This window comes from Promicromonospora xylanilytica (assembly GCF_054782895.1).
The window spans coordinates 249,495-272,683 of record NZ_BAAGRP010000007.1; the positions used below are offsets into that span (position 1 = coordinate 249,495).

The 23,189-nt window shown below is 71.7% G+C and carries 16 protein-coding genes; 6 read left to right on the top strand and 10 right to left on the bottom strand.

The annotated features are described in order from the left end of the window. Positions 1–150 precede the first annotated feature (150 nt). Genes ACYVK7_RS08955 through ACYVK7_RS08965 form a run of 3 tightly spaced genes read left to right on the top strand, consistent with a single transcriptional unit; the run spans position 151 to position 2,405 of the window. Positions 151–552, top strand: a complete 402-nt coding sequence (locus ACYVK7_RS08955; RefSeq protein WP_460887344.1) for a hypothetical protein — start codon at positions 151–153, stop codon at positions 550–552. Between the two features lie 27 nt (positions 553–579). Beyond that, complete coding sequence (locus tag ACYVK7_RS08960; protein ID WP_460887345.1) at positions 580–1,806, top strand: sensor histidine kinase; 1,227 nt, start codon at positions 580–582, stop codon at positions 1,804–1,806. After that, complete coding sequence (locus ACYVK7_RS08965) at positions 1,803–2,405, top strand: response regulator (RefSeq protein ID WP_460887346.1); 603 nt, start codon at positions 1,803–1,805, stop codon at positions 2,403–2,405. The genes ACYVK7_RS08960 and ACYVK7_RS08965 overlap by 4 nt, the downstream gene beginning before the upstream one ends. A 9-nt stretch (positions 2,406–2,414) precedes the next feature. On the opposite strand, the gene ACYVK7_RS08970 is transcribed toward ACYVK7_RS08965, so the two are convergent. Then, a complete protein-coding gene (locus ACYVK7_RS08970; protein WP_460887347.1) occupies positions 2,415–3,362 on the bottom strand; it encodes a LysR substrate-binding domain-containing protein in 948 nt (315 codons plus the stop codon). Positions 3,363–3,497: 135 nt separating this feature from the next. Between ACYVK7_RS08970 and ACYVK7_RS08975 the strand changes: the two genes are divergently transcribed. The 3 genes from ACYVK7_RS08975 (at position 3,498) to ACYVK7_RS08985 (ending at position 9,968) form a co-directional block, all read left to right on the top strand. Continuing rightward, positions 3,498–4,817 (top strand): MFS transporter, encoded by a 1,320-nt coding sequence (locus ACYVK7_RS08975; RefSeq protein ID WP_460887348.1) that lies wholly within the window; start codon positions 3,498–3,500, stop codon positions 4,815–4,817. Between the two features lie 20 nt (positions 4,818–4,837). After that, positions 4,838–6,526, top strand: a complete 1,689-nt coding sequence (locus ACYVK7_RS08980; RefSeq protein ID WP_460887349.1) for an FAD-dependent monooxygenase — start codon at positions 4,838–4,840, stop codon at positions 6,524–6,526. 175 nt (positions 6,527–6,701) lie between these two features. Continuing rightward, on the top strand, positions 6,702–9,968 hold the full coding sequence (locus ACYVK7_RS08985) for a family 78 glycoside hydrolase catalytic domain (protein WP_460887350.1): 3,267 nt from the start codon (positions 6,702–6,704) through the stop codon (positions 9,966–9,968). A 59-nt stretch (positions 9,969–10,027) separates the two neighbouring features. On the opposite strand, the gene ACYVK7_RS08990 is transcribed toward ACYVK7_RS08985, so the two are convergent. From ACYVK7_RS08990 to ACYVK7_RS09030, 9 genes are all read right to left on the bottom strand, one after another. Next, a complete protein-coding gene (locus tag ACYVK7_RS08990; protein WP_460887351.1) occupies positions 10,028–13,918 on the bottom strand; it encodes a S8 family serine peptidase in 3,891 nt (1,296 codons plus the stop codon). A gap of 91 nt (positions 13,919–14,009) precedes the next feature. Then, positions 14,010–15,299 (bottom strand): ABC transporter substrate-binding protein, encoded by a 1,290-nt coding sequence (locus tag ACYVK7_RS08995; protein WP_460887352.1) that lies wholly within the window; start codon positions 15,297–15,299, stop codon positions 14,010–14,012. A 21-nt stretch (positions 15,300–15,320) separates the two neighbouring features. Continuing rightward, the gene (locus tag ACYVK7_RS09000; RefSeq protein WP_460887353.1) at positions 15,321–16,223 is read right to left on the bottom strand and encodes a carbohydrate ABC transporter permease; all 903 of its coding nucleotides are present in this window, start codon (positions 16,221–16,223) and stop codon (positions 15,321–15,323) included. After that, on the bottom strand, positions 16,216–17,139 hold the full coding sequence (locus tag ACYVK7_RS09005) for a carbohydrate ABC transporter permease (RefSeq protein WP_460887354.1): 924 nt from the start codon (positions 17,137–17,139) through the stop codon (positions 16,216–16,218). The genes ACYVK7_RS09000 and ACYVK7_RS09005 overlap by 8 nt, the downstream gene beginning before the upstream one ends. Before the next feature lie 377 nt (positions 17,140–17,516). Continuing rightward, positions 17,517–18,476 carry a 3-hydroxyacyl-CoA dehydrogenase family protein gene (locus ACYVK7_RS09010; RefSeq protein WP_460887355.1) on the bottom strand — a complete coding sequence of 320 codons (960 nt, stop codon included), beginning with the start codon at positions 18,474–18,476 and terminating at the stop codon, positions 17,517–17,519. Positions 18,477–18,547: 71 nt separating this feature from the next. After that, a complete protein-coding gene (locus tag ACYVK7_RS09015; RefSeq protein ID WP_460887356.1) occupies positions 18,548–19,039 on the bottom strand; it encodes a ribose-5-phosphate isomerase in 492 nt (163 codons plus the stop codon). Further along, positions 19,039–20,781: a dihydroxyacetone kinase family protein gene (locus tag ACYVK7_RS09020; protein ID WP_460887357.1), complete on the bottom strand. Its 1,743-nt coding sequence runs from the start codon at positions 20,779–20,781 to the stop codon at positions 19,039–19,041. Before ACYVK7_RS09020 ends, ACYVK7_RS09015 begins: the two co-directional genes overlap by 1 nt. 118 nt (positions 20,782–20,899) lie before the next feature. After that, a complete protein-coding gene (locus ACYVK7_RS09025) occupies positions 20,900–21,829 on the bottom strand; it encodes a sugar phosphate isomerase/epimerase family protein (protein ID WP_460887358.1) in 930 nt (309 codons plus the stop codon). Positions 21,830–21,947: 118 nt separating this feature from the next. Further along, positions 21,948–23,003: a LacI family DNA-binding transcriptional regulator gene (locus ACYVK7_RS09030; protein ID WP_460887359.1), complete on the bottom strand. Its 1,056-nt coding sequence runs from the start codon at positions 23,001–23,003 to the stop codon at positions 21,948–21,950. Between the last annotated feature and the right edge of the window lie 186 nt (positions 23,004–23,189).

Below are 23,189 nucleotides of genomic sequence, written 5' to 3' on the forward strand. Positions count from 1 at the left end.
TCTGGGGGACGGATCGTCCAGGGGCGCGGGGCACCCGGACAGTTCGGGAGATTGATAATCATTCCCGCTAATCGGGTACAGTGAAGCAGAGTTGAGAACGGTTCTCAACCAACTCCTGACCCGGAGGTCCTCGATGCGCCAGGCCGTCCAGTGAGGACACGGCTGAACCCCGGCGGCCCGCGTCTCGCGGCCCTGACCGCGGCGCTGCTCGTCCTGCTCGCCGCGTCCACCCTCCTGGCGATCGGCCTCGGTTCCGCGGTCGTACCTCCGGCGGACACGCCCGTCGCGCTGGCCGCCACGGCCGTCATGGGCTTCAGCCACGCCGTGGTCGGCGCGACCGTCACGAGCCTGGTCGCCCACCGCGCCGGACCGCTCACCACGACCACGTTCAGCCTGCAGGCCGCGGGCATGAGCCTCGGCGTGTTCGCCGGCGCGGCGCTCAGGGGCGCCGGCCTCGCCCTCGCCGGTGACGTCGGCCTCGCGGCCGCGCTCGCCGTGCCGACGGCGCTCGCCGCGGTGCTGGTCCGCCCCGCGACCGTCGCGGACCCATGACATGTGTCATGCCCGTAGCCTGGCTCCGTGATCAGCCAGCCCGACCCCACGGTCTCCCCGACGGCGGCGGCGGAAGCCCTCAGCGCGCTACGGCTCACCCGGAGCATCAGCGCGACCTGGTGGTACATCGCGCTGGCGGTCATGCTCTTCCAGGGGTTGGTCGCCTTCCTCCTCGTGAGCGCCCTCGTCGACGACGGCTTCGGGGCGCCCACGTCGGTGGCCGTCGGCGTCGGCGGACTGCTGTGGTGCGGCGCGACCCTGCTCCCGCTGCTCGACTACCGGCACCGGAACCCCACGGCGCCGCTGGTGATCTGGCGCCGCCACCTCGCGGCGTTCGTGGTCGCCGCGGTCTACGGGCTCGCCGCGGGGATCGTCACCGGCTACTGGGTGGTGGCCGTGCTGCCGCTGATCCAGGTGGCCATGGTGCTGAACTGGCCGGCGGGAATGCGTCTGCGCGCGACGCTCGTCGCGACCGCCCTGCTCGCCGCGCTCGCGGTGGTCGATGTGCGCGCCGCGGTCGGTGCGGGTGCGAGCGACGGCTGGATCCAGATCGCCTTCGTCTCCGTCGTCCTGCCCTGCGTCACGGTCTCCTCGCTGTGGTGGTGGGACGTGCTCGTCGCGCTCGACCAGGCCCGCGCCTCGCAGGCGCGGCTCGCCGCGACCCAGGAGCGGCTGCGGCTCGCGACGGACGTGCACGACCTGCAGGGGCACCACCTCCAGGTCATCGCCCTGCAGCTGGAGCTCGCGGAACGACTCATGCCCCACGACGCGCCCGAGGGCATGGAGCAGCTGCGCGCCGCACGTGCCAGCGTGGACGACGCGCGCCAGGGAACGCGTGACCTGGCCACCCGCTTCCGCTCGGTCCCCCTGACCGACGAGCTCGCCAACGCGGTGGATCTCCTGCGTGCCGGCGGTACGCGCGCCGAGGCCACGGTGGACCCGGACGCGCCTCTGGCGCCGGCCGCCGTGCTCGGGCCCGTCATCCGGGAGACGACGACGAACGTGCTGCGCCACGGCGGCGGGCGGTGGGCCCGCCTCACGCTCACGCGGCCGGACGGGTCGTGGCGCTACGAGATCGCCAACGACGTCGCAGCGGGCCACTCGCTCGACACCCCCGACAGCAACGGTGGTTCGGGCCTGGACGGGATCGGGCGCCGCGCGGCCGAGGCCGGCGGGGACCTCCGGGTGCTGCGCGACGGCGACACCTTCACCGTGGTCGTCACGGTTCCCGCACGAGAAGAGGTCCCTGAATGATCCGGGTGCTGCTCGCCGACGACGAGGGCATGATCCGCTCCGCCCTGGCCGCGCTGCTGCGGCTGGAGGCCGACATCGAGATCGTGGCGGAGTGCGCTGACGGCAGGGAGGCCGTCGCCGAGGCGGAGCGCGTCAAGCCGGACGTCTGCCTGCTGGACCTCGAGATGCCGCACCTCGACGGCGTACAGGTCACCGAGCGGCTGAACCGCACGCTCGCCACCCGGTGCGTGATCGTCACCCGCCACGCACGGCCGGGAGTCCTGCGCCGGGCGCTGGCCTCCGGGGCCGCCGGGTTCCTGCCCAAGAGTCGCGGCGCCGACGAGGTCGCCGCCGTCATCCGGCGCGTGGCGGTGGGCGGGCGGTACATCGACCCGGAGCTCGCGGCCGACGCGCTGAGCGACGAACGCTCGCCGTTGACGGACCGCGAGCTGGACGTGCTGCGTGCCGGCCGGCACGGCGAGACGACCCGCCAGATCGCGCGCACCCTGTCGCTCGCGCCGGGCACGGTGCGTAACCACATCTCCGCCGTGCTGGGAAAGCTGGCGGTCGGCACGCGGCAGCAGGCTCTGCTGCTCGCGGAGGAACGCGGCTGGATCTGACGGGGCCGGTCAGAGATGACCCGTCTGGCTGACGGGCGCGTCACCGCGCGCGGTCATGTGCCCCGGCACCGCGTCACGGCAGTAGGCGCGGAGGGCTTCCACGCGCGCGACTCTGCGGGCACCCGCCGCGGTGGCGAGCACGACGTGGTTGAGCGGGATCTCGTCCGCGATGGGGCGGTACACCACGGGCTTGCCGTCGTACGTCCTGTCGCCGTGCGGCCTCCCCATGATGATCGTGTAGCCGAGGCCTCGCGCGACCAGTGACCGAATCGTCTCGACGTTCGCACTGCGCCACCGCACACGCGGCGTGATCCCGGCACTCCGGAGGATCTCCTCGACGTGATCGGTCGCCGGGCGCATCGCCAGGAGGACCGCGTCCTCGTGGCGAAGTGCCGCGAGCGGGACCTCGTCGAGGACGGCCAACGGGTGGTCGGGCGCTACCGCGAGCTGCAACCGCACCGGAGCAAGCCGCAGCACCTCCACCTCGGAGACGATGTGGTTCTCGTACAGCAGAGCCGCGTCGAGCCGCCCCTCGGTCAGGAGGTCCTGGAGCTCCGCCGACGCCCCCTCCTCGAGCCGCAGGTCCACCTCCGGGTGGCGTCGCGCGAAATACTCGGCCATCTGAGGGAACAGCCACGGAGAGAGCGTGGTGAACATGCCCACCCGAAGCGGCCCGGTGAGGTCACCCCTGATCGCCGCGGCGACCTCCTGGATGTCCTCGAGCCCTCGTGCCACCCCCCGAGCGGAGGCGTAGACGGTCCGGCCCGCATCGGTGATCTCGACCCCCTTGCCTCGGGTCCGTAACGTCAGCTGCACGTCGAGCGCGTCCTCGAGCTGCGTGATGGCCAGGGAGACGCCTCCGGCCGACACGCGAAGCCTTCTGGCAGCCTCCGTGACCGATCCCGCCTCGACCACGGCGCAGAAGTACTGGAGCTGCCTCAACGACAAGGTTGGCATCGGGCCACTTTAGCAGTATCAAACTATCTATCCAGATACTTGTCATTGAATGACGAGCACAAGACGCCCAGACTCGTCGTGTTCCGCCCGTCCGCGGCGCCTGGGTACAGGTGGCCGGCACCAAGGAGTTCAATGATGAACATCCCCGCATCACAGACCGCCCCCGATGTCGAAGGCACGCTCCGCACGCCGCAGATGAAGCGGATCCTCGCGTCGAGCTTCCTCGGCAGCGCCATCGAGTTCTATGACTTCATGCTGTACGCCAGTGCGTCGGCGCTCGTCTTCGCTCACGTGTTCTTCGCCGGCCTGAGCCCCTCCATCGCGACCATCGCGTCGTTCGGCACGCTCGCGGCCGGCTACGTGGCGCGGCCACTCGGCGGCATCGTCTTCGGCCACTTCGGTGACAAGCTCGGGCGCAAGGGCGTGCTCGTCACCACGATGCTCCTGATGGGGATCGCTACTGCGCTCATCGGACTTCTTCCCACGTACGACCAGATCGGTGTCGCGGCCCCCCTGATGCTGGTCGCACTACGCATGGTCCAGGGCTTTGCCGTCGGTGGCGAGTGGGGCGGAGCGATGCTGATCGCGCTCGAGCACGCGCCGGGCGGCAAGCGAGGCCTGGCCGCGTCGTTCGCCAACCTCGGCGCACCCGCCGGATCGATCCTGTCCGCCGGGATCCTCGGTCTCTTCACGCTGATGCCGCGAGAGGAGTTCCTCTCGTGGGGCTGGCGTGTCCCGTTCCTGCTCAGCGTCGCCCTCGTCGTCATCGGGCTCGTCGTCCGGCTGAAGGTCGTGGAGAGCCCTCTCTTCCTCCGGTTCGACCAGGAGGCCGAGAAGCGTCGCGTCCCGCTCGTGGCGGTACTGACCAGGTCCCCGAGGCCGCTGGTCCTCGGCACCCTTGTCGCGATCTCCCAGCTCACCATCTCCGGCATGGCCTCCGTGTGGGGGCTCAGCCACGCGACCGCGCAGGGTGTGGACCAGACGTTCGCCCTCAACGCGAAGGTCGCGTCCGCCATCGCCCTCTTCCTCACCACGCTGCTCGCCGCGCGCCTCAGCGACCGCGTCGGGCGCCGTCCCGTCATCGCGGCGGGCATCGTCGGAGCGGCCGTCTTCGCCTATCCGCTGGTCCTCTTGGTCGACGCCGGCCAGAACTGGTCCTTCGCGATCGCCGTCGTCGTCGGCCAGGGACTCCAGGGAATCATCCTGGGTCCGCTCGCGGCGTTGCTCGCCGAGCTCTTCCCGACAGCCGTCCGATTCACGGGCTCCTCGCTCGCTTTCCAGGGCGCATCTGCCATCGGCGCCGGTTTCACACCGATCATCGCAGGCTCGATCGCGGTGTCGGCCGGCGGCCTCGCACTGCTCGGCGGTGTGTGGATCGCCGCCCTCGCCCTGTGCGCCGTCGCGCTGTTCCTCCTTCCAGAAAGCAACGAGCGCGATCTCGCCACGATCGGCTGAACCGACAGGAGCTCACAACAGTGACAACCTCATCCGTCTACGACGCGGACGTCATCATCGTCGGCGGTGGTCCCGTGGGACTGCTCGCCGCCATGGACCTCGACTCACGCGGCGTGTCGGTGATCGTGATCGAGGAGAACTCGTATCTCGACCCGCCGAACGTGAAGTGCAACCACGTCTCCGCACGCACGATGGAGTCCTTCCGACGCTTCGGCCTCGCTGACACGGTGCGCTCCGCAGGCCTGCCGGCCGACCATCCGCAGGACATCGCCTTTCTCACCTCGGTGACCGGTACCGAGTTCGGGCGCATCCCGGTCCCGTCAGCGAGTCAGCGTCGTGACGGCAGCGGCACCGGGCCCGACACGACGTGGGCGGCGGCCGAACCGCCGCACCGCGTCAACCAGCAGTTCCTCGAGCCGATCCTCGAGGAACACGTGGCCGCCCTGCCCCGTGTCTCCCTGCGGAACGAGACCAGAGCGGACTCCGTCGCGCAGGACGACGACGGCGTCACCGTCTCGGTCGCCCCTGTCGGAGCAGGCTCCCCCACCGTCCTCCGAGGGCGCTACGCCATCGGTGCCGACGGCGGTAGGTCGCTCGTGAGGAAGTCGATCGGGTCCCGATTCCACGGGGACCCGGTGCTGCAGCACGTCCAGTCCACGTCTATCCGCATGCCCGACCTGTACGAGCACATGTCAGCGGGCAGGGCGTGGTGCTACTACGTCTACAACGAGCGCAGGAACGGGCACGTGTACTCCATCGACGGGGAGCAGACCTTCCTGATCCACACCTACCTCACCGCGCAGGAGGCCGAACGCCAGGAGGTCGACCGCGACCGCGCCATCCGGGACATCCTGGGACTGACCGACGACCAGACCTACGACATCGTCTCCCGCGAGGACTGGATCGCTCGACGCCTGGTGGCCGACAAGTTCCGGGACCGCCGGATCTTCATCGCGGGGGACGCGGCGCACCTCTGGGTGCCGATGGGCGGCTACGGCATGAACGCGGGCATCGCCGACGCCCTCAACCTCTCCTGGTTGCTCGGCGCCGTCATCGACGGCTGGGCCGACGAGTCCGTCCTCGACGCCTACGTCGCCGAGCGCGCCCCCATCACCGACCAGGTGTCCCGGTTCGCGATGTCCCACCTGCGGAAGATCTCGGCGACTGACCTGCCCGCGGAGCTCGAGGACACAGGACCTGCCGGTGACGCGGCACGCGACGCGTTCGGGCGGCTCGCCTATGACCTCAACGTGCAGCAGTTCGCCGCCGCCGGTCTCAATTTCGGCTACAGCTACACGGACAGCCCCATCATCGTGAGTGATGGCCCGGCCCCGGAATACTCGATGGGCACGTACACCCCTTCCACGGTCCCGGGGTGCCGCCTCCCCCACCTCTGGCTCACCGACGGGAGCTCGCTCTACGACCATCTCGGCCCGTGGTACACCCTCGTCGCCCTCGACGAGTTCGAGGTGGCCGAGAGCTGGGCCCACCGGGCTCGCGCCGCGGGGCTGCCGATCACGCTGGTCCGGCTTCCCGAGGCCGTCGAAGACCCCACCTTCGCCACACCGTTCGTGATCGCCCGCCAGGATCAGCACATTGCCTGGCGCGGCGCGAGCCTACCCCCCGACGTCGCGACGTTCGCCGCACGGCTCGGCTCCGCGACCGGCACCCGGCAGCCGGCCGCGGCCGCCGTGCTCGCCGCGTCGTAGACATCCCGTCGGGCCATCCCCTGCGGCCGACCTGCTCGGCCGCAGGGTCTGAGGCGCCAAGGTCTGGTCACGCGACCCGCCCGGCCCTACACTGGCGACGGCTGGTTGAAACGATGCAATGGAGCAACCCTCTCAACCCGGACGATCAATGACGATCGCTACGCCTGGAGGCGCCATGACACTGGACCGCAGACTGTTCCTCAAGACCGCCGGCGTCGCGTCCACCGCCGCCGCTCTGCCCCTCGGCAGCGTCGCCGCCGCGGCCGCCGAGACCGCGACCGGCGGTGTCGGCGCCGTGCGGCTCGCCGATCCGCTCGTCGAGAAGAAGACCAGCCCGCTCGGGATCGACGTCGACCGTCCCCGGTTCTCGTGGACCGTCGAGTCGGACGGGCGCGGCGTCGTGCAGCGGTCGTACCGGGTGCGGGTCAGCACCCAGGGCGTGCGGTCGCGCACGGTGTGGGACAGCGGCGTCGTGCCGTCGCGCGAGTCGGCGAACGTCGAGTACGAAGGCCCGCCGCTGCGCGCCGCCACGGACTACACGTGGCGGGTCGACGTGACGACCACGCACGGGACCACCACGACGTCGTCGGACTTCCGCACGGGTCTGTACGAGGACCGCGACTGGGCGGGCGCCGAGTGGATCGGCAACGAGCGGGGCTCCGGCCAGGTCACCGACCTGACGTTCGAGGGCGCCTCCTGGATCTGGCTCGCGGAGGGTGAGCTCCCCGACCGGGACCGGGCCTTCCGGCTCACGCAGACGGCCCCGGACGGCGCATCCGCCACGCGGGCGGAGGTCCTGATCACCGCCGACGACTCCTTCACCCTCTGGGTGGACGGCGCCGAGGTCGGCGGGACCGAGCCCGTCGAGAACGGCTGGCAGGGCTCCCGCTTCTACGAGGCCGACCTGTCCGGGACCTCCACGGTCGTCGCCGTGCGGGGCACGAACGACGCCGTCAGCGCGGGGGCGGTGCTCGCCGTCGTGCGCGTGACCTACTCCGACGGGACGACGTCGACCGTTCCGACCGGGAGTGCCTGGACGGCCGCGACCGACTTCCCGGAGGACTTCGCGCGACCGGACCTCGACGACTCCGCCTGGGCCCCGGCCACCGAGCTCGCGCCCTACGGCTCAGGGCCGTGGGGCCGCGGGGTGCGGCTGCCGACGCTGCCGCCACTGCCTGCGCCGCTGCTCCGCAAGGAGCTGGAGGTGGGTCCGCGCCTCCGGCGCGCCACGCTCTACCTGGCCGCCGGCGGGTACGCGAACGTGTCGCTCAACGGCAGACCTGCCGACGACCAGGTGCTTGCCCCGGGGTTCTCCGACTATGACGACACCGTCCAGTACACCGCCGTCGACCTGACGCGGCGGCTGCGGCCCGGCCGCAACGCGCTCGGCCTCGAGCTGGGCCGCGGCTTCTACGGGATGACCGGGGGCAACGTGTGGCGCTGGCAGTCGCCGCCGTGGCACGACGAGCCCGTGGTGCGCGCGGTGCTGTACCTCGAGTACGCCGGTGGCGCCGTCGAGCGCGTGACCACGGACGCGACCTGGCACATCCATGACGGGCCGACGGTGTTCGACGACCTCTACGGCGGCGAGGCGTACGACGCGCGCCGCACCGTGCCCGGCTGGGACACGGTCGGGTTCGACGACGGCGGGTGGGCGGCCGCCGCCGTGGCCCCCGGCCCTCGCGGCGTGCTGGTCAACCAGCGCCAGCAGCCGATCGAGGTGACCGGGTCGCTGCCCGCCGTGGAGGTCACCGAGCCGGAGCCGGGCGTCTACGTGGTGAAGTTCCCGCGCGTGATCGCGGGCTGGGTGCGGTACACCGCGACCGGTCCCGCCGGGGCGACCATCCGGGCGGCCCACGGCGAGAAGCTCACCGCTGAGGGTCGCGTGAACATGAGCAACAACGGCGGTTTCCAGGCCGGTTTCCAGACCGACCGCTTCACGCTGGCCGGGACCGCCGGGCCGGAGCCGGAGACGTGGGAACCCCGCTTCTCGTACAAGGGGTTCCAGTACCTCGAGGTCACGGGGTGGCCACAGGACGGACCGCCGCCGCTGTCGGCCTTCACCGCGCGGGTGGTGCACACGGCAGCCGAGGAGACCGGGACCTTCGACAGCTCCAGCGACATCATGAACCGGACCCACCGGGCGGTCGTCGACACGCTCAAGAACAACATCCACGGCATCCCCACCGACACCCCGATGTTCGAGAAGAACGGGTGGACCGGCGACGCCGCCGTCGGCGCCGAGATGTTCCTGATGAACCTCGACGTGCACGAGCTGTTCGCCAAGTGGCTGCGCGACGTGCACGAGACGCGCGACGAGGCGGGCAGGCCGCTCGTCATCGCGCCCAGCTCGGGTGACTGGGGCGAGTGGGGCGTGTGCCCGCCGTGGCACGCGGCCTACGTGATGATCCCGTGGTGGCTCTACCAGTACGGCGGGGACAAGCGGGTGCTGGCCGAGTGCTACGACGGCATGAAGCGGTATGTCGACCTCGAGTTCGACCGGTCCCAGGGCGGCATCGTCCCCGACGCGCGGCTCGGCGACTGGGTCAGCCCGGAGGCGAGCCCGGCGGGCGGCAACGCGCCGGAGGACCTGCGGGTCTCGGCCACGGCCTTCCTCTACGCCATGACCACCTCCATGCGGCGCAGCGCCGGGTTCCTCGGCAGGGCGGCCGACGTGGAGCACTTCGCCCGCAACGCGGCCACGATCAGGGCCGCGTTCAACGAGACGTTCCTCGACCACGGTGCCGGGCTCTACCGTGGCGACGGCGACCGCGGGTACCGGCAGACGCACAACGTGCTCGCCGTGGCCTTCGGGCTCGTGCCCGACGCCGCCACGACCCAGCGGGTGGTGGCGAGCATCGTCGCCGACGTGCGTGCCAAGGGCACCATGCTCAACACGGGCGTGCTCGGCACCAAGTGGCTGCTGCCCGTGCTGACCCGGCACGGGCACGCCGACGTCGCCTACGAGCTGGCCGTGCAGACCGCCTACCCGAGCTGGGGCTACATGATCGAGAACGGCGCCACCTCGATGTGGGAGCACTGGTCGCTGGAGGCACGCTCCTACGGGCACTACTTCCTCGGCACCGTGGACGACTGGTTCTACCAGCACGTCGGGGGCATCCAGGCGTCCCCCGACACCGGCTTCCGGGACATCACGATCGCCCCCGCGGTGACCGAGCACCTGGACCGCGCCACTGCGTCGGTCCGGACGCCCTACGGAACGGTCGCCAGCGAGTGGCGGCGCACCGCCGCCGGGCTCCGGCTCACGGTGTCCGTGCCCGTCGGGTCGGCGGCGACCGTGCGCCTGCCGACCGGCGACCCCGAGGCCGTCACGGAGCGGGGGCGCCCCGTGTCCGGCGCGGAGGGCGTCACGGACGTCTCGGTGGAGGACGGCGCGGTGCTGGTCCGGGTCGGCTCCGGCCGGTACACCTTCGTGGCGTAGCGGGGCCCGGCCGCGGCGCCGGGGCGGCGAGGGGCCGAAAGCCCCCGCCGCCCCGAGCATCACCGGCCGACGGCGTACGCCCGGATCACCGTCTCGCTGACCTGCGAACCCGCGGCGTCCCGTGCCTCGGCGCGCAGCGAGACGTGCTCGGTCCCCCGGGGCACCCGCACGGTGGCGGTGAACCCGCCCGCGCCGTCCGCCCCGCCGTCCCGCACGACGTCGACGGGCGCCCAGGTCTCCCCGTCGTCCGCGGACGCCCACAGCCGCATCTCCTCCACCGCGGACGGCGTGGAGCCACCCTGGTGCGCGGCCGACAGGTGGAGCACCTCGCGGCGGTCCCCGTGGTTGCGGTCGTCGAGGGACAGCCCGTAGTCGATCTGCAGCAGCGGCAGCACCGTGCGGTCGTCGGCGAACGCCGAGGTGAACTCCCACTCGGTCGACACGCGCGTCGACAGCTCCCACCACGGCGTGGAACGAGCGACGTCGGACCGCAGCCGGAACCGGGTGGGCTCGTCCGGCAGCCCGAACGCCGAGCCCCACGTGCCCGCCTCGTCGAGCACCAGCTCGCCGTCCTGCCACAGCCGCATCCGCACGTCTGCCTCCTCCTCCCAGGGCAGGGCGACGGGCATCGAGTGCCCCGCGTCGTCGACCCAGAAGGGCAGCTCGAAGGAGAACATGTCCCAGTCACGCACGGCGGACGCCATGCCGAACTCCCCGTAGCCGCCGACGCCCGGCGGCGTGAACCCGCCGTGGTGCGCCTGGGCCAGCCAGACGTCGCTCGCGGTGTCGCCCGGCCGGTACTCCCGGATCTCGGACTCGAACGCGCTGGCGAGCATCGCGTCCGTATGGCGCGGCATCACCTGGTGGTACCAGCGCACGCCCTCGGCGGCGCTCACGTACTCGGTGCGCTCGGTCGGCGCGGTGAGCTCGCTGTCGAGGCCGAAGACGCCCTGGCGCCCGTCGCGCACGATCACGGGCGTGACCTGGACCTGTCCCCCGGCGCTCACCGCCCGGTACGCCATGTCGAGCGCCGCCAGGTTGTGTGGCCCCGCACGCAGGGTGAGGTCCTCGTCCGGCACCTGCCCCACGCGCTCCACGACCGTGTCGAAGGTGTAGGCGGCCTGGTCGCGCGCGAGGATCCGCAGCCGCACCGGCCGGCTCTCGAGCGCGCGGCGCAGCCGGTCGCCGGTGTCCCGGTCGGTGGCGAGCACCGGGACCCCCACGCCGCCGTCCGCTGCGCCGTCCACGCCGCCGGGTACGGTGCCGAGCCCGTCGCTACGGATCAGCAGGCCCGCCGCGCCGGCGGCCTCCGCCGCGGACGCCTGGGCCGCTACGTCGCCCTGGTCCACGAGCGCGAACCGGCCACGGGCTCGTGCGTCGGCGAGCTCGGCGGCCGAGCCACCGCCGGCGTCGACGAGGCGCACCCGGCCGCGGTCCGGCACGGGCACCGAGCCGGGCACCATGGTGACGGGTACGTCGCCCACGCCCCGGCCGGCGGAGACGTGGAGCACCGGCTGGCGCTGCTGCGTGAGGGAGACGAGCTCGAACTCGACACCTTCCCCGACCCGCTCCGTGGGCAGGGCGTAGAAGTCGGGGGCCACGACGTCGTCGGTGTACCCGCCGTAGTCCGCGCTGACCGTGCTGTTGTACTCGCCGTCCACCAGCCGGTACATGAGGATCTTCTTGCCGGCGTCGTCCGTCTCGCGGTGCGTGGTGACCTCCAGCGGCCGGGCGTCGCGCGCGTCCAGGTCGAGCGTCACGTCCCCGGTCACCTCCACCAGCGGGTCGGCGACCGCGGTGACCGCTGTCGGCCAGGACACGCCCGGGTCGCGCGCCTCGAAGAACCCGGCGAGGTAGTACGAGCCCGGTTCGACCCGCACCGTGGCCACGCCGTCCGTGAACTCGGGTTCGATCCACAGCGGGTCCCACGGGTCCGCGGCGTTCTGCAGCACCAGGTGGTCGTCCGACGTCGCCGGCGAACCGTCCACGTCGGTGGCCCGGAGGGTCAGGTCGTACTTCTCGCTCTCGTTCACGAACCCGACCGCCGTGCGCACCTGCTCGCCCTCGCCCGACCGGGCGATCAGCGCACCGCCGTAGGCGCCCGGCGCCGCGACGGTGGGGTCGAGGGTCAGGTCGACGCTCGCGGTGCCGCCGGCCGGAACGACCAGGTGCGTCGCCGATGCCGTCACCGTCCCGGCCGGCGCCGGCTGTCCCGCCTCGTCCCGTACCGCGAGGTCAAGGTCGAGCTCCAGCGCCGTGGCGCCGGGGTTGCGGTAGGTCACCGTCCGGGTCGTCGGCTCGGCCTCGTCCTGCGGGTACGGCACGATGCCGAACGAGACCGACGGCGGGTCAGACGTGACGGTCTGCCGCAGGGCGCCCGGGATCCACACCCGCCCGGCGCCCTCCTGCCACACCGAGTTCGGCTCGCCGTGCTGCGCGGACGCCATCAGCACGTCCTTGAGCTCCTGCCCGGTCAGGTCGGGGCGGGCGGACCGCAGGACGGCGGCGGCGCCCGCGGCGTGCGGCGCCGCCATGGAGGTGCCGCTCGCCGCGACGTGCAGGTCGTCGACCGGCTCGTCGAGCGTGGTGCCGGCGGCCCGGGCGGCCACGATCCCGACCCCGGGCGCCGCGATGTCCGGCTTCAGGGCGCCGTCGACCCGGGGGCCGACGCTGGAGAACCCGGCCACGACGTCGTCGTCCCCCACCGCGGCGACCGTGAGGGCGCTCGACGCCGTGCCGAAGGTCGGGACGGTCCCTGGCTCCGGCCCCTCGTTGCCGGCGGCGGCGACCGCGAGCAGCCCGTACTGCTCGCTCAGGGCGTCCACGGCGAGCGACGCCGGGTCGGTGCCGTCCGTGTAGTTGCCCGGCTCGCCCAGGGACAGGTTGAGGATGTCGGCGCCCTGCTCGGCCGCCCACTCCATCCCGTCGATCACCCAGGACGTGTCACCGCCGTCGGGCGTGAGCACCTTGGCGTCCAGCAGGCGGGCGCCGGGCGCCACGCCCCGGTTCACACCGTCGGACGCCTCGCCGGAGCCCGCGATGATCGAGGCCACGTGCGTACCGTGCCCGACGTCGTCGGTCGTGCCGTCCGGGTCCTCGCCGGACCCGGTGAAGTCCCGTGCGGCCGCGACCACGCCGTCGTCGAGGTCGGGGTGGGCGTCGTCCACCCCGGTGTCGACGACACCGACGAGCACTCCTTCGCCCGTGTGCCCGGCATCCCAGGCCTGCGGGGCGCCGATCTGCGGCATCGAGTCCGCGTCCTGCGGCTCGACCCGCCGGTCCAGCCACACCTTGGCGATCGCGCTGCCCGCCGGCGCGGCCTTCGCGCCCGCACTGCCTCCCCCGCCGGCCCCCAGCGCCCGGAGCAGCGCCCAGGACGACGCCGACCCGTCGGGTCCGGCGCCCGTCTCCAGGTCGCCGGCCACGGCGCCGATGGACTCGAGCTCGCGCTCCGTGTCGACGCCGAGCGCCGCCCAGTCGGGCTGTCGCGCCGCACGAGCGTCGGCCCGTGGTTGCGTCTGGACTCCGCGCGTCTGGACGATGACCGGCAGGTCTCCGGTGCGCCCGTCGGCCACCAGCCGCTTGACGTCGAACAGGTCGCGGTCGAGCCGGTCCGGGACCAGCGGGAGCACGTCGGTCGGGATGACCAGGTGCCGCTCATCGCCGGCCACCTGGTGGAACGCCACCGGCGCGCCGTCGGGACGCGCGGCGGGCACGATCCGGACGACGTCCTCGCCGTCGCGCTCCGTCACGGCGACGCGGTCGCCGGTGACCAGCGTGACCACGGTGGTGGTGGGCCGCTCCCGCGGCGCTCCGCGATCCGGCCCGGGCCCGCCGGGCTCGAGCGCGGCGGCGGACGTCGCCACGAGGGCGGCGGCCGTCGCCGCGACGGCGATCCTCCTGATCGTCCGGTGGCCGGAGGCTGCCAGCCGGCGTGCACGAGCCTTCATCACGGAACCCCGATCGTCGATGGGACGGCGTCTTACCCAGGAGACGCTCGGGGAACCCGAATGGTTGGGTGGTGCCTCCGGACCGCGCGGGTCAGCCGATCGCGGCCTCCGCCTCGGACCGGAACTGGGCGGCGGCCTCTTCCGGCGTCTGCCGTTCGAACAGCACGTCGCTGTTGATCCGGTTCATGATGTCGGCGAGGTCACCGGCACCGTTCGGCAGCGGGGCGGGGGCGTCCACGATCTCGTCCGCCAGGTCGACCACGTAGTCGGCGGCCACCTGCTCGCTCTCGGGAAGGTTCTCGCTCACCGTCTCGCGGACGGGGGCGCTGCCCGGGAGCCCGAGCTCCGTCAGGAAGATCTCGCCGACCTCCGGGCTGTTGACGAAGAAGTCGATGAATCTGGCGGCCGCCTCCGGGTGCTCGGAGTCCGCGGCCTGCGCCATGTACATGCCCGGCTTGAAGAACATGCCGGGCCGTTCGTGCTCCGCCTCCCCCGGCATCCTCAGGGGCACCATGTCCTGGCCCGCCGCGGTCGAGACCGGCCCGAGCTGCGCCGACCAGGTGATCGTCATCGCGGCGACGTTCTTGGCGATCGGCGAGTCGAGCAGATCCAGGTTGAGGGCCTCGTCGGCCGGCGGCTGGCCGCCTTCCTCCTGCAGCCGCAGCGAGCGCTCGAACCACTCGACGAGCAGCTCGTCGTCGTAGCCGAGCTCACCGTTCTCGTCCAGCAGGGACTGACCGTGCTGACGCGCGTAGACCGTGAACGCCGTCTCGTTGTACGAGTAGTCGGACGTGCCGTGGACGCCGTCCGGCGAGCCGTCGGAGATCGCGTTCGCGATCTCCTCGTAGTCGTCCCACGTCCAGGTCGTGTCGTCCGGCATCTCGACACCGGCGGCCTCGAACATCGCCGGGTTGGCGATGACCGTGTAGACGTTCGACCCGGTCGGCACGCCGTACTGCGTGCCGTCGATCTCCCCGCTGCCCAGCAGGGTGGGGTCGATGTCGTCCGTGGCGATGTCCTGCGCGCCCAGGTCGGCGACCACACCACGGTTGGCGTAGTCGCCGAGGTAGCGGTCCTCCTGCATGAGCACGTCCGGGGTGTTGCCGCCGGCGACCGACGTGGCGAGCTTGTCCCAGTACCCGTCCCAGTCCACGAAGTCGCCCTCGACGTGGATGTCCGGGTTCTCGGCCTCGAACAGGTCGATGGCCTCCTGCATCCGCGCGGTGCGCTCCTCCGAGCCCCACCAGGAGAACCGGATGGTCGCGGTGCCGTCGTCCTCGCCCCCGCCCGAGCAGCCGGTGGCCCCGACCAGGACCGCGAGGGACACCGCCCCTGCCACGAGCCGCCACACGGGGCGCCGCGGAAGTCGTGCTGTGTTCATGATGCTCCTTTGCAACAGTGACTATTTGATGCCGGTGGTCGCGATCCCCTTGACCAGGTACTTCTGGCCGAAGAGGAACACGAGGAAGATCGGGACGAGGGAGACGAGCGACATGGCGAACAAGGACCCCCACGAGCTGTCACCCGTCGCGTCGACGAAGCTGCGCAGGGCCAGCGGCACCGTGTAGTTCTCGGGGGACGTCAGGAAGACCAGCTGGGAGAAGAAGTCGTTCCAGGTCCAGATGAACGTGAAGATCGCGGTGGTGGCGAGGGCCGGCGTGGCCAGGGGCAGCATGATCCGCGTGAAGATGCGGACGTGGCCGCAGCCGTCCAGCCGCGCTGCCTCGTCCAGCTCGCGCGGGATCCCGCGGAAGAACTGGACCATGAGGAAGATGAAGAACGCGTCGGTCGCCAGCAGCTTGGGCACGATCAGCGGCAGGAACGTGTCGATCCACTCGAGCCGCGAGAAGAGCACGTACTGCGGCACGATCACCACGTGGATCGGCAGCATGATCGAGAGCAGCATGATGCCGAACCACAGCGACTTGCCCTTGAACTCCAGCCGGGCGAAGGCGTAGGCGGCCATGGAGCACGAGATCAGGTTGCCGACCACGGAGCCGAGCACCACGATCGCCGAGTTGATCAGGTAGTGGCTGAACGGCTGCTGGAGGGCGGTCCAGCCCTCGGCGAAGTTGCCGAGGTCGATGGCGGTCGGGAGAAGACCCGGCTCGCGGAAGATCAGCTCGTCCGGCTTGATCGAGCTCGAGATCATCCAGAGCAGCGGGTAGAGCATGGTGAGCCCGAAGCCGATCAGGAGCACGTGCTTCCACCAGCTGCCCCACCGGCCGCGGCGGCGGGGGGCGGCCGCCGGGGCGGCGGGCGGGACGGGCGCGGCGGCGTCGGTGCGCACAAGAACGTCAGTCATCGTAGAAGACCCAATATCTCGAGGCGGCGAAGTTGAGCGCGGTGAACCCGCCGACGACGAGCAGCAGCACCCACGCCATCGCGGAGGCGTAACCCATGTCGAGCGAACCGAAGCCGCGCAGGTAGAGGTAGAGCGTGTAGAAGAGCGTCGAGTCCGACGGACCGCCGGTGCCGCCCGAGACGACGAACGCCTGCGTGAACGACTGGAACGCGTTGATGATCTGCAGCACGAGGTTGAAGAAGACGATGGGCGTCAGCAGGGGGAACGTGATGTTCCGGAACTGCCGCCACCGGGAGGCGCCGTCGATCGCCGCGGCCTCGTAGTACATCTGGGGGATCTGCCGGAGCCCCGCCAGGAAGATCACCATCGGCGACCCGAAGGTCCAGACGCCGAGCGCGATGATCGTCATCAGCGCGGTGTCCGGGTGGGCGATCCAGCCCGGACCCTCGATGCCGAACAGGCCGAGCACCTGGTTGACCAGACCCTCCTTGCCGAACACCTGCCGCCACAGGATCGCGATGGCCACGCTGCCGCCCAGCAGTGACGGCAGGTAGTAGAGCGACCGGTAGAACGACAGGCCGCGCAGGCCCTTGTCGAGGAACAGTGCCAGCGCCAGCGCGAACGCCAGCTGCAGCGGCACCGAGACCGCCACGAACGTCGCGGTCACGCCCAGCGACTTGAGCCAGCGCGCGTCCTGGAACATCTGCGCGTAGTTCTCCAGCCCGATCCACCGGGCCGGCGACAGCAGGTCGAAGTCGGTGAACGAGAGGTACAGGGAGGCCACCAGCGGCCCCGCGGTGATGACGGCGAGGCCGATGAACCACGGCGCGAGAAAGCCGGCGGCCGCCCGGCCGTCCCTGCGCAACGGGGTCGTGCGTACGGGCGCTGCCCTGCGCTCCACACTGGTTGCGGTCATGCCGTTCTCCTGTCATGGCAACGGTGCCGACCAGGCTGTAATCCACACCGTTGAGGATCGAAACTTTTTCGTTCTGACTGCCCTGCCAGGAAGTGTGCATCAGCCGCTACAGCGCGGTCAAGGGTCGAAATTGATCGCGACGAGGCGAGGCGGTGCGAGCAATACGCAGCCCAGATGCCGTCTCTGCCACTCCCCTCGGACTTGATATCGTTATCGAAATCTTTAGCATGCAAGACTGCCGACATCGGATCCGACGATCTGCCGTGACCCGAGTCGTATCGATACGATCAACGCGAGCGACCACCGGCTCCGCCCACGCGCAGGACGCTCAGGTCACCTGGATGCCCTGAGCGTCCGGCACGTGCGCGAGGAGACGCCTACGCCGGGGCCGGACCCATGGAACGCAGGAGCCTGCCCATCTCGCTGTAGGCCTTGTTGCGGTAGTCCACGAGGGCCTTGACCTGCTCTGGGGTGTAGTCCCGGGTGAGCCCCCTGCCGTTCTTCACGCCCTTGCGGTCGCCGTCCACCGCGTCCTGGATGAGCTGCGGCGTGGCGAGGCGCTCGCCGAAGTTCTCCTCGAACGTCCGGAACCCGCCGGCGTAGACGTCGAGCCCCGCCTGGTCCGCGATCGCGAACGGGCCGAAGAAGCCCAGCCGGAAGCCGAACGTCGTGCGCACCACGGTGTCGATGTCCTCGGGCGACGCGATGCCCTCCTCCGCGATCGACATCGCCTCCTTCAGCAGCACGTACTGGAGGCGGTTGAGCACGAACCCGGGCACGTCGGCGACGAGGGCGCCCTGCCGGTCGGCCCGGGCCAGCAGCTCCCGTACGACCGGCACGACCCCCGGGTCGGTCTGCTCGCTGAGGACGAGCTCGACGCCCGGGATGAACGGCGCGGGGTTGGAGAAGTGCACGGTGAGGAACCGTTCGGGACCCGTCACCGCGGTGACCAGCACGCGGGCGGGGATCGTCGACGTGTTGCTGCCGATGATCGCGTCGGCGCGCGCCGCCGCGGAGATCCGGCCGAGCACGTCGTGCTTGACCTCGACCGACTCGAAGACGGCCTCCTCGACGAAGTCGACGTCCGTGACCGCCTCCTCGATCGATCCGGCGGTCCTCAGGTTGGCCCGGATCGTGTCGGTGGCGCCGGCGTCGTACAGCCCGTCGTCCTCGAACTGCTGCGCCTCTGCGAGCAGGCGCGCGTACGCGGCCTCCGTCGCCTCGGTGGAGACGTCGGCGATCGTCACCGGCAGGCCGGCGAGCGCGAGCGACTGCGCGATGCCGCCGCCCATGTATCCGGTCCCCACGACGGCGACGGAGCTGATGGTCGTGACCATGATGTCCTTCCTGACGAGTGTGCTGAGCGTGCTGGGTGCTGGCGGGAGTGCCGGGTGAGCGAGCGGCCGGGTCAGTCGCAGGACGCGCCGGCCGGTGCCGGGTCGGCACCCTCGATCTCCCCGATCGCGGCGACCTTCGGCGCGGACGCCGAGGCCGGGTCGAACCGGTAGCCGAGCCACTCGCGGGCCAGCCTGCGGGCCAGCTCGAGGCCGACGACCCGCTGGCCGAAGCAGAGCACCTGGGCGTCGTTGGAGAGCACCGAGCGTTCGACGGAGAACGAGTCGTGGGCCGTCACCGCCCGGATGCCCGCCACCTTGTTCGCCGCGATCGCCACCCCCAGGCCCGTGCCGCAGACCAGCAGAGCGCGGTCGGCCTCCCCTGCCGCGACCAGGCGGGCCGCCGACGCTCCGACGTGGGGATAGGCGGTGTGCTCGTCCCGCGCCACGCCGACGTCGACGACCGAGGCGACCCGCTCGTCCGCCTCCAGGTCCCGCTTCAGCGCTTCCTTGTACTCGTACCCGGCGTCGTCCGAGCCGATCACGAGCCGCAGACCGTCCGTCATCACGATTCCACCTTCCGGTTGACGGGCGCGGGGACGCCGAGCTCGGCACCCACCTCGCCCAGGATCAGGACGAGCGAGGTCGCCCCGGGATCCGGGACCCCCAGGCTCTTGTCACCGAGCACCCGCGCACGCCCGCGCCGGGCCGCGATGTGCTCGGTGGACGCCGCACCCTCGCGTGCGGCGAGCACGGTGGCCTGCCAGGCCTCTGCGGGCGTGGCGCCCTGGGCGGCGGAGGCGGCGAGCGCCTCGACCGCCGGGTGCAGGGCGTCGACGAGCGTCTTGTCGCCGACCCGCGCGCCGCCGACCTGCTGGATCTGGTCGCGTGCCTCGGTGACTCCGGCGACGAGGTGGTCGAGGGTGACCAGCGCGTCCGCGGGGAGCGCGTCAGCCAGCGCGAGGAGCCCGACGCCCCACAACGCCCCCGACGTGCCGCCGGCCCGGTCGGCCCACGCGTCGGCCGCGCGGCGCAGCACGGACGGGGCGTCGCCGCCGGCGTCCACGGCGGCATCGGCCGCGTCCACCGCCGCGTCGATCCCGCGGCTCATCCCTCTGCCGTGGTCGCCGTCGGCGGCCACCGCGTCGAGGTCGCCGAGCATCTGCTCGGCGTCGTGCAGCGCGGTCCGTGCCCGGCGCAGCAGGCGGGCCACGGTCTTCGCGGCGTCGGCCCCCTCCGCGGTGGTAGCGGGCACGAGCTCGGTCTCCGCGTCGGACGCGATCGCGTCGGGCACGGACTCCGGCGCGGGGCGCCAGCCGCCGTGCTGAAAACCCGGGGTGTCGGCGGGCGCGAGCCACAGCGGCTCGAGCTCGTCGTCGAGCCACGTGACGGTCAGGGAGCAGCCGGCCATGTCGAGGCTCGTCACGTACTCGCCGACGAGCGGCGCCACGAGCCGCACGTCCCGCTCCAGCAGCAGGTCGTGCACGCTGTCCCAGAGGACGAAGAGCTCCTCGTACTTGACGTTGCCGAGGCCGTTGAGCAGCAGGGCGGCCCGGCCGTCGGCGTCGGCGGGCCGCTCGGCGAGCACCCGGTCGACCAGCTCGGCGGCCAGCGCCGCCGCCGTCGGGAGCGCCTCCTCGCCGATACCCGGCTCGCCGTGGATGCCGAGCCCCCAGCCGACCTCGCCGGGTTCCAGGCTGAACAGCGGGTGGTCGTGGCCGGGCAGCGTGCACCCGTCGAAGGCGACGCCGAACGACTGCGTACGCTCGTTGGCCCGGGTGGCGAGCCGGTTCACCTCCGCGAGGTCGGCCCCCTGCTCCGCGGCCGCCCCGGCGAGCTTGAACACCATGAGGTCACCGGCGACGCCGCGCCGCTCCGCGGCCCGCTCGGCGGGGGCCGACGCGACGTCGTCGGTGACCAGGAGGATGGTGACCTCCGTGCCCTGCGCCCGGAGCCGGCTCGCGGCCGCGCCGAAGTTGAGGACGTCACCGGCGTAGTTGCCGAAGGTGACGAACACGCCGGCGCCCGCGTCGGCCGCCCGGCAGACGTCGATGACCTGGCGCGTGGACGGGGACGTGAAGATGTCGCCGCAGACTGCCGCGTCGGCGAGGCCGTCGCCGACCAGCCCGGCGAACGCCGGGTAGTGCCCGGAGCCACCGCCGACGACGACGGCGACCTTGCCGGGCCTGGTGCCCTCCGCGCGGGCGATGCCCCCCGGCACGGAGCGGATGCGGCCGGGGTGGGCCTTGACGAGGCCGCGCAGGGCCTCGGGGACGAAGTCCTCCGGACGGTTGTGGACGTAGGTCATGTCACCTGCACCTTTGCTCGTGGACCTGCTCGTAGACCTGCTCGTCGACCTGCTCGTCGACCGGTCGATAACGTTTTACACGCGCGTGCCGGCCCTGCGGCCGGCGGGGTCATCGCCGCTATCGGCCCGCGCCCCGGAGCACGCCCCGGATGTAGTCGCGGTTGATGGCGGCGACCCCCAGGCTGTCGGAGCCGTAGTGCTCGCACACGAAGACCCCCTCGAACCCCAGCTCCAGCGCCCGGCGGATCACCGCGCGGTAGTTCACGACGCCCTGGACGAGCGGCGTCGGGTGGGTCGCGTACGCGCCCGTCGCCGGGTCCTCGTCGCGCGTGTAGTTCTTGATGTGCCAGAAGTTCGTCAGCGGCAGGACCTTCTCGAACATCGTCGGGATGTCCTCGATCGGCCGGTGCAGGCGCACCAGGTTGCCGAGGTCGGGGTTGAGGCCCACGTTCTCCCGGTCGACGTCGTGCAGGAACCGGACGGCCAGGTCCGGCGTGCCGATGTAGGTGTCCTCGTACATCTCGAGGCTGATCTGCACCCCGAGGTCCTTGGCGTGGTCCGCGAGCTCGCGGATGCGAGCGACCGCGAGCTCGTACATCGGCGTGTCGGAGAGGTCGTCGTGGTGCCCGTCGGCGAGCCAGAACCACAGCGCCCGCTCCTGGGCCGGCGTCAGCGCCTGCATGAACCCGAAGTTGACGACCTCGGCACCGAGCGCGGGGGCGCGGTCGATGATCATGTGCCCGAACCGCAGGTAGTCCTCGCCGCGCTCCGCATCGATGACGCTGCGGCGCGTGGTCGACACGGACGGGACCGAGAGCCCCGTCTCCGCGAGGACCGTGCGCAGCTCACCGAACCGCGTGTCGCTCAGCTCCCCGATCGACAGCCAGGCGTCGGTCGGGTCCACCTCCGTGAAGCCCAGGTCGGCGACCTGCTGCAGCTGAGCCCGCCAGGCCTCGGCGGGCGCGTCGACGTTGGGGGTGCCGTCCGCTGTCGTCGACCCGAAGGAAAGCATGTTGGCCGCGATGGGCCAGCTGTCGGCTGTGCGCATGTGATCTCCGTCGATCTCTGATGCCCGCTGGCATCTCGGTGGTCGTGCGATGGTCGTGTGGAACGTTTTCGGTCGCCGAGCGAGGGTCGCAGCGTAGCTCCCCTCTCCCGGTGACCGCCTAGGGCCGCGTCCTTCTGACGAGGTCCGTGCGTGGCGGTGCCGTCGAGTCCCGCACCACGAGCGTGGTGGCGATCTCGATGTGGTGGGAGTCGACAGGGGTCCCGGTGTGGAGCTGCTGGACCGTCAGGAGCGCCCGCCGGCCGATCTCCTCCAGCGGTTGCCGCACGGCGGTCAGCGGAGGGTTGGCCCAGGACGCGATCGGGGTGTCGTCGTAGGCCACGAGGCTGACGTCCTCCGGCACCAGCAGGCCCGTGCGGCGCGCCGCCTCCAGCACGCCCATCGCCTGGGCGTCGCTGCCGGCGAAGATCGCCGTCGGCGGGTCCGGCCGGCGGAACCACTCCTCGGCGACCTGCACCGCCTGGTCGTGGTCGAAGCGGATGGGGCGGACCAGGCCGGGGTCGACCTCCACCCCCTTCTGCCGGCAGTAGCTGAGGAAACCGTCCAGGCGCGCCACGGCGCTGATCGACTCGGACGGACCCGCGATGACCCCGATGTGCTGGTGACCCAGCCCGACCAGGTGCTCGGCGGCGCTCCGCCCGCCGAGCCAGTTCGTCGACCCGACCGACACCACGCCCGCCTGGGCGAAGTCCAGCGGGTCGATCACGACGATCGGGATGCGCGCCCGCGCGAGGCTCCCGTAGACGTCCGGCCCCAGGCCGGACGTCAGCACGATGGCCCCGATGTGCTCGGCAGCGGCGATGCGCTGCGCCCAGGCGGCGCTCGACTCCATCACCCCGCGCGCCGACCGGTGCCGCACGCGCCCGACGACCACGTCGATGTCCAGCTCCTCGGCGGCGAGCACGACACCGCGCAGGATCTGCGTCGCGTAGGTGGTGTTGAGGACGTCGACCATGAGCTCGACCGTGCGTGCCGCGCTGGACCGCGACGGCCCTCGGTAACCGAGCTCGCTGATCGCGGTCTCGACGCGTTCGCGCGTCCCCTCGGCCACGTCCGGACGGCCGTTGACGACCTTGGACGCGGTCGCCGTGGAGACACCCGCGTGAGCGGCCACGGCGGAGAGATTAGGGCGCGCCGTCCCGGTCTTCTTCGTCAAGGCAGCCTCCTCGTTCCGACAGTTTCTATCGCGGATCCCCGAAAATCTCAAGCATCAGGCGGCCGGCGGCTTCCCGTCGCCGACGACTGCCTCGCGATCGTATCCCTCTTTACACCGCGCAGAGCATGCGGCTAGCCTACAACGCGGTTTCTGAATAGTACCGAAACTTTTCGATGGATTCGATCC